The 14875-nt window shown below is 72.4% G+C and carries 14 protein-coding genes; 6 read left to right on the top strand and 8 right to left on the bottom strand.

The features are described 5' to 3' along the window. Positions 1-268 precede the first annotated feature (268 nt). The 8 genes from ACQRUO_RS34005 to ACQRUO_RS33970 form a co-directional block, all read right to left on the bottom strand. The gene (locus ACQRUO_RS34005) at positions 269-643 is read right to left on the bottom strand and encodes a nuclear transport factor 2 family protein (RefSeq protein WP_428320005.1); all 375 of its coding nucleotides are present in this window, start codon (positions 641-643) and stop codon (positions 269-271) included. Positions 644-745: 102 nt separating this feature from the next. After that, entirely contained in the window at positions 746-1954 is a 1209-nt protein-coding gene (locus ACQRUO_RS34000) for an MFS transporter (protein ID WP_428320004.1), read from the bottom strand. Positions 1955-2188: 234 nt separating this feature from the next. Further along, positions 2189-3403, bottom strand: a complete 1215-nt coding sequence (locus ACQRUO_RS33995) for a low temperature requirement protein A (RefSeq protein WP_428320003.1) — start codon at positions 3401-3403, stop codon at positions 2189-2191. Positions 3404-3508: 105 nt separating this feature from the next. Next, complete coding sequence (locus tag ACQRUO_RS33990) at positions 3509-3952, bottom strand: VOC family protein (RefSeq protein WP_428320002.1); 444 nt, start codon at positions 3950-3952, stop codon at positions 3509-3511. A gap of 7 nt (positions 3953-3959) precedes the next feature. Next, positions 3960-4331, bottom strand: coding sequence for a nuclear transport factor 2 family protein (locus ACQRUO_RS33985; RefSeq protein WP_428320001.1), 372 nt, complete (start codon positions 4329-4331; stop codon positions 3960-3962). A gap of 75 nt (positions 4332-4406) precedes the next feature. Beyond that, entirely contained in the window at positions 4407-5210 is an 804-nt protein-coding gene (locus ACQRUO_RS33980) for an ester cyclase (protein WP_428320000.1), read from the bottom strand. Positions 5211-5264: 54 nt separating this feature from the next. Beyond that, positions 5265-6809, bottom strand: coding sequence for a GMC family oxidoreductase (locus tag ACQRUO_RS33975; protein ID WP_428319999.1), 1545 nt, complete (start codon positions 6807-6809; stop codon positions 5265-5267). Beyond that, positions 6809-7234, bottom strand: coding sequence for a nuclear transport factor 2 family protein (locus ACQRUO_RS33970; RefSeq protein WP_428319998.1), 426 nt, complete (start codon positions 7232-7234; stop codon positions 6809-6811). The genes ACQRUO_RS33975 and ACQRUO_RS33970 overlap by 1 nt, the downstream gene beginning before the upstream one ends. Positions 7235-7539: 305 nt before the next feature. Between ACQRUO_RS33970 and ACQRUO_RS33965 the strand changes: the two genes are divergently transcribed. The 6 genes from ACQRUO_RS33965 to ACQRUO_RS33940 all read left to right on the top strand — a co-directional run. After that, positions 7540-8376 carry a type 1 glutamine amidotransferase domain-containing protein gene (locus ACQRUO_RS33965; protein WP_428319997.1) on the top strand — a complete coding sequence of 279 codons (837 nt, stop codon included), beginning with the start codon at positions 7540-7542 and terminating at the stop codon, positions 8374-8376. A 137-nt stretch (positions 8377-8513) separates the two neighbouring features. Further along, positions 8514-10187: a thiamine pyrophosphate-binding protein gene (locus ACQRUO_RS33960; RefSeq protein WP_428319996.1), complete on the top strand. Its 1674-nt coding sequence runs from the start codon at positions 8514-8516 to the stop codon at positions 10185-10187. A 35-nt stretch (positions 10188-10222) separates the two neighbouring features. Then, positions 10223-10804 carry a DJ-1/PfpI family protein gene (locus ACQRUO_RS33955; protein WP_428319995.1) on the top strand — a complete coding sequence of 194 codons (582 nt, stop codon included), beginning with the start codon at positions 10223-10225 and terminating at the stop codon, positions 10802-10804. A gap of 76 nt (positions 10805-10880) precedes the next feature. Beyond that, positions 10881-12890, top strand: coding sequence for an alpha-1,4-glucan--maltose-1-phosphate maltosyltransferase (locus ACQRUO_RS33950; protein ID WP_428319994.1), 2010 nt, complete (start codon positions 10881-10883; stop codon positions 12888-12890). Between the two features lies 1 nt (position 12891). Further along, positions 12892-14376: a maltokinase N-terminal cap-like domain-containing protein gene (locus ACQRUO_RS33945; RefSeq protein ID WP_428319993.1), complete on the top strand. Its 1485-nt coding sequence runs from the start codon at positions 12892-12894 to the stop codon at positions 14374-14376. Positions 14377-14455: 79 nt separating this feature from the next. Next, the coding region (locus ACQRUO_RS33940) for a GlgB N-terminal domain-containing protein (RefSeq protein WP_428320006.1) at positions 14456-14875 on the top strand (420 nt) is incomplete at its 3' end.

Genomic DNA, 14875 nt, shown 5'->3' with positions numbered 1-14875 from the left:
CCCCCCCCCCCCCCCCCCCCCCCCCCCCCCCCCCCCCCCCCCCCCCCCCCCCCCCCCCCCCCCCCCCCCCCCCCCCCCCCCCCCCCCCCCCCCCCCCCCCCCCCCCCCCCCCCCCCCCCCCGAGGCCGTCGGTGGCTCCGGTGATGAGGATGGTCTGCTGGTCGATCGGGGTCACGGTGTGCCTCCGGGGACTGGTGGTACGGGTGTCGGGGGAAGGGCGCTGCCCGGAAGCGCCGTGCGTTGGTGCTTCCGGGCAGCGAAGGGGGGATCAGACGATCGGGTGACCGCTCGCGGTGGTCTCGGGAACGTCGGTCGACAGGTCCCAGTGCTCGGCGATCAGCCCGTCCTCGATGCGGAAGACGTCCACCACGGCCATGCCGGCGTGGCCCGGCGCGGCGGTGAAGTGGCTGTGCACGAAGACCAGGTCGCCCTCGGCGGCGGTGCGGGCGATGGCGAACTTGCCGTCCGGCACCTGGGTCTTGAAGCCGCCCAGGAAGCCGACCAGCGGCTCCAGGCCGTCGGGCAGGTTGGGGTTGTGCTGGATGAGGTTCTCGGCCACGAAGCGCTTGGCCTCCTCGACCTTGCCCTGGTTCCAGACGGTCTCCAGGTAGTCGGTCACCAGCTGCTTGTTCTGCTCGGACATCGGGGTCACTCCATTCGGTGCGGTGTGCCGCGGGGGCACGGTTCGGTCGGGGTGGTCAGGGTGCGGTCACGACCGGTCGGAACCGGCCGGATCCGGTCGGGATCAGGACCGCGCGGGGACCGGCTGCGCGGCGGGGGCCGGCGCCGGAGTCTCGGTGGTGCGGCTGCTGCGCCCGGACGCCAGGTGGGTGCCGAAGGCCAGGGCCAGCAGGCCCAGCGCCAGGGCCGGCATCAGGGTGGCGCCGACCGGGGACAGGAAGGTGCTGCCGAGCAGGCTGCCCAGGCTCATCCCCAGGTACAGGGCGGAGGCGTTCAGGGCCAGGATCAGCCCCGGGTGGGCGGGCAGGATGTGGATCAGCCGGGCCTGCTGCGGGGCCTGGTACATCTGGCTGAAGAAGGCCCACGCCGCGAACAGCAGCAGGCCCACCACCGCCACCTTCGGCACCACGATCAGCGCGGCCAGGGCCACGGCGAGCCCGGTCAGCGACAGGGTGATGGTGCGGGTGCCGCCGAGCTTCTCGCTGACCCGCGGCGCCAGGCCGTTGCCCAGCACGCCGAGGACGCCGAAGGCCATCAGGGTCATCGAGACCATGCCGGCGGAGGCGCCGAAGCGGGCCGCCAGGTAGGCGCCGGCCACCGCGTACACGGTGAACTGCGCGGCCATGAAGAGCAGCGTGGTGGTGACGGTGGGCAGCGCCCCGGGGGTGCGCAGCGCGGCCCGGTAGGCGGCGGCGGTCGGCGGCTCACCGGCCGGGATCTCCGGCACCAGCACCGCCACCAGCACCAGCGCGACCAGCGAGAGCGCGCTCACGCCGGCCAGCGCCGGGCGCCAGCTCAGGGTCGAGCCGAGGAAGGAGGCGAGCGGGACGCCGAGCACCGAGGCCGCGGTCATGCCGGCGAACACGGTGGCCAGCGCGCGGTGCCGCCGCTCGGGAGCGACGATGGCCGCACCGGCCGCCGAGGAGGCCGGGCCGAAGATGCCGGCGCCGAGCGCGCCGAGCACCCGGGTCGCCACCATCACGTCGTAGTTCGGCGCCACCGCGCTGGCCACGCCGCCCACGGTGAGCAGGCCGAGGCCGAGCAGCAGGACCTTCTTGCGGTCCATGCCCTTCAACAGTGCGGGGGCACTGGGTGCGGAGATCGCGAAGGTCAGCGCGAAGACCGTGACCAGCAGGCCCACACTGGCCGGGGCGACGTGCAGGCTCTTGCCGACCGGGGCGTTGAGCCCGACGACGGCGAGCGAGATGGTCCCCAGGCTGAAATAGCCCAGAGCCAGTGCGAGCAGAGCGGGGGTGGAGTTTCGAGGATTCATGGGACCTCGTTTCGCAAGTGGTTTTCGGTGCACGTCGAGCAGAATCCGGGGGGTCGACATCGGCTGGATAGGCCCGCACCGCGGCCGCCCGCGTCCCGCCCGGCCGCCGCGCTGGACGGCGTGGCGGCCGGAGCTCGGGCGTGGGGGGCTTACGACGGAAACGCTATCCAGCCGGCCGTACCCGTTCCCGCCGACAGCCGCCCGACGGCACACTGTGAAAGGTCGATACCGGCACTACGTCAACTCGCCATTTGCTGAATGGATCTGATCCTGATTTGATCGCGCCCCGAAGGGCTCGGCCCGGTGGAAGACCAGCGGCACGGTGCGGCCGGTGGCCACCAACCAGTGCTCCAGGCCGTTGACGCCCACCAGCAGCAGGGCGGTGGCGCCCAGCGTGGCGATGGCGGGCAGGAAGGGGGCGCCGGCGGCCAGGCCGAGCAGGCACAGGCCCACCCCGATCCGGGTCGCCGAGGCGGCGCCGAACATCCGCCAGCGGGTGTAGCCGAAGGTCAGCGCGAAGATGGCCGCGCCGATCGGCAGCAGGGCCGCGGTGGGGTCGTGCGAGACGTCGGTCGGGTGGGCGACGGTGCGCCCGGTGCCGACGGCGACCAGCAACAGGCCGGTCACCAGGACGAGATGGCCGTAGCCCAGCACGTCGCGCACCACGGTGGCCGGGGTGTGGTGGGTGCGCAGCGAGTGCTCCACGGCCGGGGCGGCCAGGTGGAAGTAGAGCCACCAGAGCGCGCCGCCGATCACGAAGCTGAGCACCAGGGCGGCGATCAGCGCACCGGTCAGCGCCCCGGTGGAGGCCCCGGCGCCGACCGTGAGGATGTTCTCGCCGAGCGCGATGATGATGAACAGGCCGAAGCGCTCGGGCAGATGGGCCGCGCTGTAGGTCATGCCGTGCAGCCGGCTGCTCATCAGCGCCGGCAGCACCGCCTCGGCCAGGATGGCGGCGGCCCACACGGCCGCCCGCGGGCCGGGCGCCAGGAAGGCGCCGCCGATCAGCGCGAGCGCGAAGGTGAGTCCTGCCGAGTACGGGTGGATGGTGCGGGCGAAGGGGCGTTCGCGCCGGGTGGCCTCGCCCATCAACAGCCGTAGCAGGAGGAAGGAGAGTGCGAAGAGCGCGGCCTCGCCGTGTCCGCTCATCGCGCGGGGGGCGGCGACGCCCATCCCGTAGGTGGCCAGTCCCGCGGCCAGCAGCAGCAGTCGCTCGACGTGCGTCTCCTCGACCGTGTTGACGGCCAGGGCCACGTCCACCCACGCCCACCAGAGCGGGGTGAGGACCAGCAGCGCCTCGCCGAAGGTCTCCCAACTCGGCTTGTGGGCCAGGATGTGGGTGGTCTGGCTGACTCCGAAGGCGAGGACGATGTCGTAGAAGAGTTCGGCCCAGGTGGCGCGGGTTCGGAGCCCGTCGACCTTCCCGTCGTGCCGACGGTGGTGGTTCATGGTGTTGCGTCACCCTCTCTGCATGCACACAGCACGTCCCGGGGGCGGAGAAAAAGGGCCGGCCCGCCCGCCGCTGCTCGTGCGTGCGGGCGGGCCGGCCCGGCCTCAGGCCTGCTGGCGCAGTTCCTCGGCGGACTGGTCGGTGTACCCCTGGCTGACCTCGATCACCACGCCGTCCGGGTCCTGGACCCAGACCGTGCGCCAGCCGGGGATGTACTCGTCGAAGCCCAACGGGCCCAGCGAGATCGGCAGTTCGCCGTTCGCCTCGGCCAGGAAGGCGTCCACGTCGTCGACCTGGAAGGCCAGGTGGCGCACCGTGCCGGGGTTGGCCGGGCCGTCGTCCTTGGCGGCGGGGGCCGGCTCGGCGTCACTGCCGAACAGCTCCAGCCAGGCCTCCCCGCGGCGCAGGAAGACCACCTGCCAGCCCTCGCCAGTGACCAGCCGGGCCCGGCGGAAGCCGAACCAGCGGGTGTAGAACTCCTCGGTGGCCGCCTGGTCGCGGCAGTTGAGCCCGACGTGCGCCCAGCGCAGCGTGTCGATCGCGCTCATCGCGGCCTCACTTCCCGAGGACCGGCGCGAACGGCACGCTGTCGTGGAAGTTCGCCATGTAGACGATCTCCTCGCCGACCACGCGGAAGTAGTTGCACACCTCGGCCTCGATCGTGATGCCGGAGTGGGTCCGGCCGGAGATGTGCGAGACCACGGCCGCCTGCTCGCCGTCCACCACGACGTGCACCGGGGTGTTGGCGAACTCGGCGTACATCTGCGGGAATCCGCGCATCATGTCGCGCAGCGTCTCGCGGCCCTCGACGTGGCCGGCGAGCTGCTCGTCCATCACGGTGTCGACGGCGAACAGGTCGCACCACGTGTCCCAGTCGCCCTTGGCGGCCAGTTCGTAGTAGCGGTTGATGACGTCCCTGGTGCTCATGACTGTCTCCTGGGGAGCGGCTCGCACCGCTCGGTTGCGGCGGAAGGTTCGGTTCGTGGGGGCGCGGCCCGCCGACTACGGGAGCTCGACGCCGATCTGGCGCATCAGGCCGGCGGTGTCCGCCTGCACCCAGCGCTCGACCACCTTGAGGTTCTCCAGGCGGTAGACCTCCAGGCTGGTCCAGGTGACCTCCTTGCCGGTCGGCTCGATGCCGAAGAACGGGCCGACGTGCCGGCCGGTGAAGGTGATGTGCATGATCACCTTGTCCGGGTCGGCCGCGTAGAGCGCGTCCAGGTGGGCGTGGAAGTCCAGCGCCTCGTGGGCGCCGATGATGATGCCCTTGAGCTCCTCGAGGCTGGCCACGCTCCAGGCCGGGTTGTTGTCGTGGAAGCTGGGGCCGAAGAGCTCGTCGAGGTCGTCGTAGCGGTGGGCGTTGACGGCGTCGCTGACCCGCTGCACCACGGCCACGTTCTCCGCGGCGCGGGCCAGCTGGGCCTTGAGGCCGAGCAGGTCGTCCTGGGCCCAGCGCTCGACCAGCAGGCCGCCCTCGGCCCGCCAGATCTCGGTGGTGGTCCAGCTGACCGCCACGCCGGTGGCGGGGATGCCGAGCACCTCGCCGCGGTGGGTGCCGGTGAGCTTCACCCGGGTGACGATCTTGTCGTCGACGGTGAAGGCCTCCTCCAGCTCGCCCTTGAGGTCGAGCGCCTCGTGGGCGCCCTTCAGCGCCTCCTGGTAGACCGCCAGGCTGTCGATGTCGAAGCCCGGGTGATGGTCCTTGAACGCGGGGTCGATGACGGCCTCGATCTCCTTGGCGTCATTGCGGTTCAGCGCGTCGAGGAAGCGGTGGTACAGGTCGAGGTTCGCCTGCTGGTCGGCCATCTGGCCCGTCCTTTCGGGAAGGTGGATCCGTTGATCCGTCGTGCGGGAGGTCGGTCAGTGCTGGAGCAGGTCGGCGGCCTTCTCGCCGATCATCACGCTGGGGGCGTTGGTGTTGCCGGCCACGATCGTCGGCATCACCGAGGCGTCGGCGACCCGCAGGCCGTCGATCCCGTGCACCCGCAGCTGCGGGTCGACCACGGCGTCCGGGCCGGTGCCCATCCGGCAGGTGCCGACCGGGTGCCAGAGCGTGGTGGCGTTGGCCCGCACGAAGGCCTCCAGGTCGGCGGTGGAGGTGGCCTCCTTGCCGGGGCCGTACTCCTGCAGCCGGAACTCGTCGAAGGCCGGGGTGTGCGCCAGCTCGCGGGCCAGCTGCACGCCTTCGACCAGCACCCGCAGGTCGGCCGCGGCGGCCAGGTAGTCGGCCCGGACCACCGCGTTGGAGAGCGGGTCGGTGTCCCGCAGGCGCACCGTGCCGCGGCTGGACGGCAGCAGCGCGATCGGCGCGAAGGTGAACCCGGGGCCCTCCCACAGCTCGGCGGGGGCGCCGGCGGGCAGGAACTTGACCGGCCCGAAGGTGAACTGCAGGTCGGGCCCGCGCCCGGCGTCGGCCCCGCTGGTGCGGGTGAACAGGCCGGCCTCGGAGAGCGGCGACTCGGCCGGGAACTCCTGCAGCGACTCGTAGCAGACCGGGGCGAACAGGTGGTCCTGCAGGTTCTCGCCCACGCCGGGCAGGTCCTGGACCACCTCGATGCCGAGGCCGCGCAGCTGCCCGGCCGGGCCGATGCCGGAGAGCATCAGCAGCTTGGGGCTCTCGAAGGCGCCCGCGCAGAGGACCACCTCGCGCTCGGCCCGCAGCGTGTGCAGCCGGCCGCCCTGGAGGTACTCGACGCCGGTGACCCGGCTCCCCTCCAGCAGCAGCCGGGTGGCCTGGGCGCCGGTCTCGACGGTGAGGTTGGGGCGGGCCAGGGCCGGCCGCAGGTAGGCGGTCGCGGTGCTGGCCCGGCGCCCGTCCGGGGTGCGGCTGTGCTGGTAGTGGAAGCCGAAGCCCTCCTGCTGCTCGGCGTTGTAGTCGAACGGACCGCTGCGGTAGCCCAGTTCGTCGGCCGCGCCGACGAAGGCCCGGGCCAGCGCCGAGGGCTCGGCCGGGGCGGCCACCTGCACCGGGCCGCCCGCGCCGCGCCAGGCGGAGGACCCGCCGGCGTAGTCCTCGGAACGGCGGAAGTAGGGCAGCACGTCCTGGTAGCCCCAGCCCGGGTTGCCGAGGTCGCGCCAGCCGTCGTAGTCCTGCCGGCTGCCGCGCACCCACATCAGCGCGTTGACCGCGCTGCAGCCACCGGCGACCCGGCCGCGGGCCACCGGGATCGCCCGCTGGTCCAACTGCGGCTCCGGCTCGGTGGCGTACCCCCAGTCGATGCTCGGGCTCCACTCGGCGGTGAGCAGGGTGAGCAGCGCACCCGCGTCGGTGCGGTGCAGCTCCTCCCGCTCGGGCCAGCCGCCGGCCTCCAGCAGCACCACCCGGTTGCCGCCGTCCTCGCTGAGCCGGGCGGCGACGGCGCTGCCCGCCGAGCCGGCCCCGACGACGATGTAGTCGGCCGCCATCAGGCGGCGTCCGGGACCGGGGTCAGCGTGCCCACCTGGTAGTGGCTGATCCGCAGCGCGCCGGTGGCCGGCTCGCGGGTGAGCTGCCAGCTCTGCTGCACCCGGAAGGCGGCCCGGGTGCCCTCGGCGAGGTGCTTGGCGGCCCAGACCACGGTCAGCTCGATGTCGACCCGGCCGTCCTGCTCCCGGGCGGTGAACTGCTCCAGCACGTGGCTCTGGTCGTCGAAGGCCTCGCCGACCACGGTGTACCAGTCCCGGAAGTCCGCGTGGGAGCGCAGCGTGCGCTCCGGGAAGGCCATCTCCAGGCCCTCGTCGACGACCAGCGGGAGCAGGTCCTCCACCGGGTCGTGCCGGCTCAGCAGATCGAACCACTGCTGCGCGAATTCCCTGATTTCCGAACCCTGTCCGGAAATGGTGTCGGCCATTACTTCCTCCACTTTCGGCTTTTGGCGTCAACGGCCTGAAAGGGACGCTAGAATCGCCGTCCCGGGCCGTCAACAGTCCACTGCGACAAGGCCCGTACTGTCGCAAGTCCCCCCCTGTCCTTCGGCACCTCCGCTGCCCAGCGGCCGTGACATGCCGAAGTCCTTTCACCGACTTCACAGTATCCCGGCGAACCCGGCGGTAGGTCTGGCGGCCATTCCTGAGGGCCTGTTAGACAGAACTGCCGCAAGCGATCGACCGCGGCATCCGACCCGAATCACGGGTAGATCGAAGGAGACAATCGCCGATGGCGAAGAAGCGAATCCTCATTGTTCTCTCGGAGTACGGATACTGGGGCGAGGAACTCGTCGGACCGCTGGAGACGTTCGACAAGGCCGGCTACGAGGTGACCTTCGCGACCCCGACCGGCAAGCGCGCGGTGGCCCTGCCGCCGAGCATGGACCCGGAGTACATCGACCCGCCGCTGGGCCGCTCGGTCACCAGCACCGAGATGGCCGAGAAGGTCGCCCAGCTGGACCGTTCCAGCCGGCTGGACAACCCGCTCGACCTCTCCTCCTGGCTGCCCGACCGGCCCTACCGCAGCCGCAACGACTTCCTGCGCGCCTGGGAGATGTACAACACCAAGCGCGAGCACGTCCAGCAGCAGATCGCCGACCGTTACGACGCCCTGCTGATCGTCGGCGGCAGCGGCCCGATCGTCGACCTCGCCAACAACTGGCGGGTGCACGACCTGATCCTGGCCTTCTACGAGCTGGACCTGCCGATCGCGGCCGAGTGCTACGGCGTGGCCGCCCTGGCCTTCGCCCGCGAGCAGGAGCACCGCCAGAGCATCATCCGCAACAAGCACGTCACCGGCCACTGCATCGAGTACGACTACAAGGACGGCACGGGCTTCATGGGCACCGACTTCGTGATCGGCCCGCCGCCGTACCCGCTGGAGTACATCCTGCGCGACGCCACCGCTCCCGAGGGCGCCTTCCACGGCAACTTCGGCAAGGAGACCTCGGTGATCGTCGACTACCCGTTCATCACCGGTCGCTCCACGCCGGACTCCTACCTCACCGGCCAGAAGGTCGTCGAGGTGCTGGAGAAGGGTCTGCGCCAGTGGGGTTTCAAGGCCTGACCCGCACCGCCGACCCGACCGGCTGACGCCGCGTCGGCTCCGGGGGCAGGGCGGTCGCCCGCCCTGCCCCCGGCCTCCCAACAGTCGCACCCGTCCCACCAGTTTCGGCACCAAGGCACGAAGGAGAGGCAGACCCCATGGCCAGCAGGCCCGCACGCGTGGCGATGCTCGAACAGTTCAAGGCCGACGGCGTCACCCGGATGTTCGGCAACCCGGGAACGGTCGAGCAGGGCTTCCTGGACGAACTGCGCGGCTTCCCCGAGATCGAGTACGTCATGGCGCTCCAGGAGGCGGGGGTGGTCGGCCTGGCCGACGGCTACGCCCGCGCCACCCGCAAGCCGGCGCTGGTCCAGCTGCACTCCGGGGTCGGCCTCGGCAACGGCATCGGCATGCTCTACCAGGCGATGCGCGGTCACGCGCCGATGGTCGTACTGGTCGGCGAGGCCGGCCTGGCGTACGACAGCATGGAGGCCCAGATGGCCGCCGACCTGGTCGGCATGGCCAAGCCGGTGACCAAGTGGGCCACCCGGGTGGTGGACCCCAAGTCCACCCTGCGGGTGCTGCGGCGCGCCTTCAAGGTGGCCGCCACCCCGCCCTACGGCCCGGTGATGGTGGTGCTGCCGGCCGACGTCATGGACAGCATGACCGACGAGCCGGTGGTCCCCACCTCCTACCTGGACACCGCCGTCATCCCGGCGCCGGAGAGCCTGGCGCGCGCCGCCGAGCTGCTGTCCGGGGCCGAGCGCCCGCTGGTCATCGTCGGTGACGGCGTGCACTTCTCGGGCGCCCAGCAGGAGTTGGCCCAGCTGGCCGAGGTCTGGGGCGCCGAGGTCTGGGGCGCGGACTGGGCCGAGGTCAACCTGCCGGCCGACCACCCCGCCTACCGCGGGCAGTTGGGCCACATGTTCGGCACCGTCAGCAGCCGGGTGACCGCCGCCGCCGACGCGGTGCTGGTCGTCGGCACCTACGTGCTGCCCGAGGTCTTCCCGAACCTCGACGGCGTCTTCGCCCCCGGCACCCCGGTGGTCCACGTCGACCTGGACAGCGGCGCGATCGCCAAGAACTTCCCGGTGGACCTCGGCATCGTCGCCGACCCCAAGCAGTCGCTGGGCCGGCTCGCCACCGCGCTGGAGCAGCGGCTGACCCCCGAGCAGCAGCAGGCCGCCGCGCAGCGGCTGCGCCGCTGGGGCGCCGAGAAGGCCGCCGCGCTGGCCGAGGCCACCGAGCGCGACGCCCGCACCGCCGGCGACCTGCCGCTCTCCGCGGCCGCCTTCGGCCGCGAGCTGGCGGACCGGCTGCCCGCCGACGCCATCCTCTTCGACGAGGCGCTGACCTGCTCGCCGGGCATCTTCCGCTACCTGCCGCCGAACACCCCCGGCCACTGGTTCCAGACCCGCGGCGGTTCGCTGGGCGTCGGCATCCCCGGCGCGATCGGCGCCAAGCTCGCCCACCCCGAGCGGACCGTGGTCGGCTTCACCGGCGACGGCGGCTCGATGTACACCGTGCAGGCGCTCTGGACCGCCGCCCGCTACGACATCGCGGCCAAGTTCGTGATCTGCAACAACGGCCGCTACAAGCTGCTCGACAACAACATCGAGCAGTACTGGAACACCGAGGGCATCGAGCCGCACGCCTTCCCCGAGATCTTCGACCTGACCCGGCCCGAGATCGACTTCGCCGCGCTCTCCGAGTCGCTGGGCGTGCGCGCCGTCCGGGTCGAGAAGCCCGAGCAGATCGCCCCGGCCATCGCCGAGGCGCTGGCCCACCCCGGCCCGTTCCTGATCGACCTCGTGGTCGAGCGTTCCTCCTGACCCAGCCCGACAACCCACGGAAGGGGGCACCTGCCATGCGGCTGACCGGCCGGAAGATCGCCGTGCTCATGGAGAGCGACTTCTACGAACCCGAAATCCTGTACTACCAGCGCCGGTTCGCCGAGGAGGGCGGCGAGGTGCACTTCCTGACCCGGCTCTGGGGCGGCGAGCGGCTGGTGTTCCGCGGCCACGAGCACCGGATGCCCTTCGAGGTGACCGAGTCCTTCGAGGACCTGGACGAGTACGGGCTGAAGGAGTTCTCCGCGGTCATCGTCCCGGCCGGCATCGTGGCGGACCGGCTGCGCTACACCGAGGACATCGACAAGCTGCCGCCGGCCGCGGTCTTCCTGCGCCGGGCCTTCGCCGACCCGGCGATCGTCAAGGGCATCATCTGCCACGGCATGTGGCTGGCCGCCCCGATCCCCGCGGTGATCCGCGGGCGGAAGGCGGTGGTGCACAACAACCTGCTCGGCGACCTCAGGAACATGGGCGGGATCTACGTCGACCAGGACGTGGTGATCGACGGCGACCTGGTGACCGCCCGCACCGGCAACGACTGCCACGTGTTCGCCCGCACCATCATCGAGCAGGTCGCCCGGCACGGCCGGCGGGCCTGAGTCCCACCCCGCCGGGCGCGGCACCCGCGCCGCGCCCCGCCACCCCGAGTTCCGCCCCCACGAGAGGAGTTACGCCATGACCGAGCGTGTCGTCCGCCGCCCTCGTCCGACCGCCGCCTCCCGAGTGCGCCACCGGTCCGAGCCGATCGGCCGGATCCCGGTCCTCGACGTCAGGCCGGCGGTGGAGGGCGGCCGGTGGCCGGCCAAGGCGGCGGCGGGAGAGACCTTCGAGGTCTCCGCCACGGTGTTCCGCGAGGGCCACGACGCGGTCGGCGCCAACGTGGTGCTGCGCGGCCCCGGCGGCCGGCGCGGCCCGTGGACGCCGATGCGCGAGGTGGCCCCCGGCACCGACCGGTTCAGCGCCCGGGTCACGCCGACCGTGCCGGGCCGCTGGTGGTACCAGGTGGAGTCGTGGAGCGATCCGATCACCGGCTGGCAGAAACGCGCGGCGGTCAAGGTCCCAGCCGACCTCGACGCCGAACTCACCCTGGCCGAGGGCGCCGAGCTGTTCGCCCGGGCGGCCGAGAACGTCCCCCGCGGGCGCGGCCGGAGCCTGCTGCTGGGCACCGTCGCCGTGCTGCGCGACCGGGAGCGCCCGGCCGAGGAGCGCTGGCGGGCCACCCGCCGGCCGCGGGTCACCGCGGTGCTGGCCCGCTACCCGCTGCGGGACCTGCTCAGCCGCTCCGCGGAGTACGAGCTGACGGTGGACCGCCGGCGGGCGCTGTACGGGTCCTGGTACGAGTTCTTCCCGCGCTCCGAGGGCGCGGACACCACGGTGACCCCGCCGGTGTCGGGGACCCTGCGGACCGCGGCCCGGCGGCTGGCGGGCGTCGCCGCGATGGGCTTCGACGTGGTCTACCTGCCGCCGATCCACCCGATCGGCCGCAGCTACCGCAAGGGCCCGGACAACACCCTGGCCGCCGGCGCGCACGACGTGGGCTCGCCGTGGGCGATCGGCTCGGCCGAGGGCGGGCACGACGCCGTCCACCCCGACCTCGGCACCATCGAGGACTTCGACCACTTCGTCGCCGAGGCCACCGCGCTGGACCTGGATGTCGCCCTGGACTTCGCCCTCCAGTGCTCCCCCGACCACCCGTGGGTCACCGAGCACCCCGAGTGGTTCACCCACCGCGCGGACGGCACCATCGCGTACGCCGAGAACCCGCCGAAGAAGTACCAGGACATCTACCCGATCAACTTCGACCAGGACTTCGACGGCATCGTCCGAGAGACGCTGCGGATCCTGCGCTTCTGGATGGGCCACGGGGTGCGGATCTTCCGGGTCGACAACCCGCACACCAAGCCGGTGAACTTCTGGGAGGCGGTGCTGGCGGACATCGCCCGCACCGACCCGGACGTGGTCTTCCTGGCCGAGGCCTTCACCCGCCCGGCGATGCTGGAGACGCTGGCCAAGGTCGGGTTCCACCAGTCGTACACCTACTTCACCTGGCGCACCACCAAGAACGACCTCACCGAGTACTTCACCCAGCTCGCCGGTGACACGGCCGGCTACCTGCGGCCCAACCTGTTCACCAACACCCCCGACATCCTGCACTCCTACCTCCAGCACGGCGGCCGGGCCGCCTTCGCGGTGCGCGCCGTGCTGGCCGCCACCCTCGCGCCCAGCTGGGGCGTCTACGCGGGCTACGAGCACTACGAGAACACCCCCGTGCACACCGGCTCGGAGGAGTACCTGCACTCCGAGAAGTTCGAGCTGCGCCCGCGCGACTGGACCCGCCCCGACACCCTCGCCCCGCTGCTCACCACGCTCAACCGGCTGCGCCGCGCGCACCCCGCCCTGCAGCAGCTGCGCGACCTGCGGTTCCACGAGACCGACAACGACCACGTGATCGCGTACTCCAAGGCCGCCACGGGCGCGGACGGCGAGCAGGACCGCATCATCACCGTGGTCAACCTCGACCCCCACCACACCCACGAGGCCACCGTCAGCCTGGACCTGCCCGAGGAGACCAAGGTCCGCGACGAGCTCACCGGCGAGATCTACCTCTGGGGCCGGCGCAACTACGTCCGGCTCGACCCCGGCTTCGGTCCCGCCCACATCCTCACCACCCGTCAGGACATATGACATGCCCACCGTCACCGCCGGCTGCCCCTCCTGCCTCGCGGCCGAGGACCAACCGGCCCTCCAGGGCGACGAGTTGCTGCGACCGCTGCTGCCCGCGCTGCTGCCGTGGCTGGTCACCCGGCGCTGGTTCACCCACGAGAGCGGCTGCCTGCAGGACCTGCGCCCGATCAGCGACTCCGTGCTGACCTCCCAGGACCGCTCGGCCGTGCTGGTCCACGCGCTGCTCGACGCCCAGCACACCTCGGGGGCCGCGCGCCGGTACCAGCTGCTGCTCGGCCTGCGCCGGCGGCTGCCGGCCCGGCTGGCCGGCGCGCTCATCGGACAGGCCGTCGGCGGGCGGTGGGACGGTTGGTGGCTGTACGAGGCCAGCGAGGACCCGGAGTTGATGGGCCTGGTGCTGGAGCGCACCCAGCAGAGCCGCAGCCGTTCGCTGCGCCTGACCCTCACCCGCCCGGGCTCGGTGCCGGCCGGCCTCACCCCGCGGCTGCTCGACGTCGAGCAGAGCAACACCTCGGTGGTCTACGGCAACCGGCTGATGCTCAAGTTCTTCCGCCAGCCCCAGCCCGGCGCCCACCCCGAGGTGGAGGTGCTGTCGGCGCTGACCGCGGGCGGCAGCACCGCCACCCCGCGGCTGGTGGGCCGGCTGCACACCGGGGACACCGTGCTCGGCGTGCTCCAGGAGTTCCTGCCCGCCGACGGCAGCGGCTGGGACCTGGCGGTGGGCCAGGCCGCCGAGAGCCTGCGCGGCCAGCAGGGCAGCTTCGGGCTCGGCGGCTTCAGCGCGGACGCCTACGCGCTCGGCGGCAGCGTGGCCCAGGTGCACCGCCTGCTGGCCCGGCACTTCCCCTGCCGGAACCTGACCCAGCAGCAGATCTGCCGACAGGCCGACGAGTTGATCGTCCGGCTGCGCGAAGCAGTCGACACGGTTCCGCAGTTGGAGCCCTACGCCGGCCGGATCACCGAACTCTACGAGGACTTCGCCCGGGTCGCCTCGCAGGGGCGCGGCCTGGCCGGCCAGCGGATCCACGGCGACCTGCACCTCGGCCAGGTGCTGCGGACCCAGACCGGCTGGAAGGTCATCGACTTCGAGGGCGAACCCGGCCGGCCGACCACTGCCCAGGACCGCCCGCAACCGGTGCTGCGCGACGTGGCCGGCATGCTGCGGTCCTTCGAGTACGCCGCCGAACAGGCCCTCGGCACCGTGCTGACCGAGGACTTCGGCCGGCTCGACGAGCCGCTGCCGCAGTCCCAGGCCGCCCGCATCCGGCACTCCCGGCGGGCCCAGGCCTGGGCGGTCCGTGGCCGGCGCGCCTTCATCGCCGGCTACGCGGCCGGCGGTTCGGTCGACCCGTACTGCCACCCGGTGGTGCTGCGCGCCTTCGAGGCCGACAAGGCCGTCTACGAAGCCGTCTACGAGGCCCGTCACCGGCCCGAGTGGCTGCCCATCCCGCTCACCGCGGTCCACCGCCTGGTGGCCGGGCGCTGAGGCCGGGCCGGATCCGCCGGACCGGCCCCGCCGCTCGCCGTCCTTCCCGAAACCCCGAGAGGATCCCGTTCCCGTGACCATGCAGCTCGCCAGTCCGCTCCAGCTCCCCGACGCCCGGCCGGCACCGGCCGAGGTCGAGCGGCTGCTGTCGGGGGCGCACCACGATCCCCACGCCGTGCTCGGCGTGCACCCGGTGGAACAGGGCGTGGCGGTGCGGGTGCTGCGGCCGGGGGCCGAGCGGGTCGAGCTGCTGACGCCGGCCGGCCCGCTCGCGCTGGTGCCGGGACCGGAGGGCCTGTTCGCGGCACTCCTTCCGATCACCCAACTGCCCGACTACAAGCTGCTGGTGAGCTACCCGGGTGGCAAGCCACTGACCCAGGAGGACGGCTACCGGTTCACCCCGACGCTGGGTGAGCTGGACCTGCACCTGATCCGCGAGGGCCGGCACGAGCGGCTCTGGGAGGCGCTGGGCTCGCACGTCCGTACCGTGGACGGGGTC

The sequence above is a fragment of the Kitasatospora sp. LaBMicrA B282 genome, assembly GCF_050325825.1.
GTDB lineage: Bacteria > Actinomycetota > Actinomycetes > Streptomycetales > Streptomycetaceae > Kitasatospora.
Note: the sequence above shows the minus strand (reverse complement) of the source record. Positions and strands in the feature narration are given on the sequence as shown.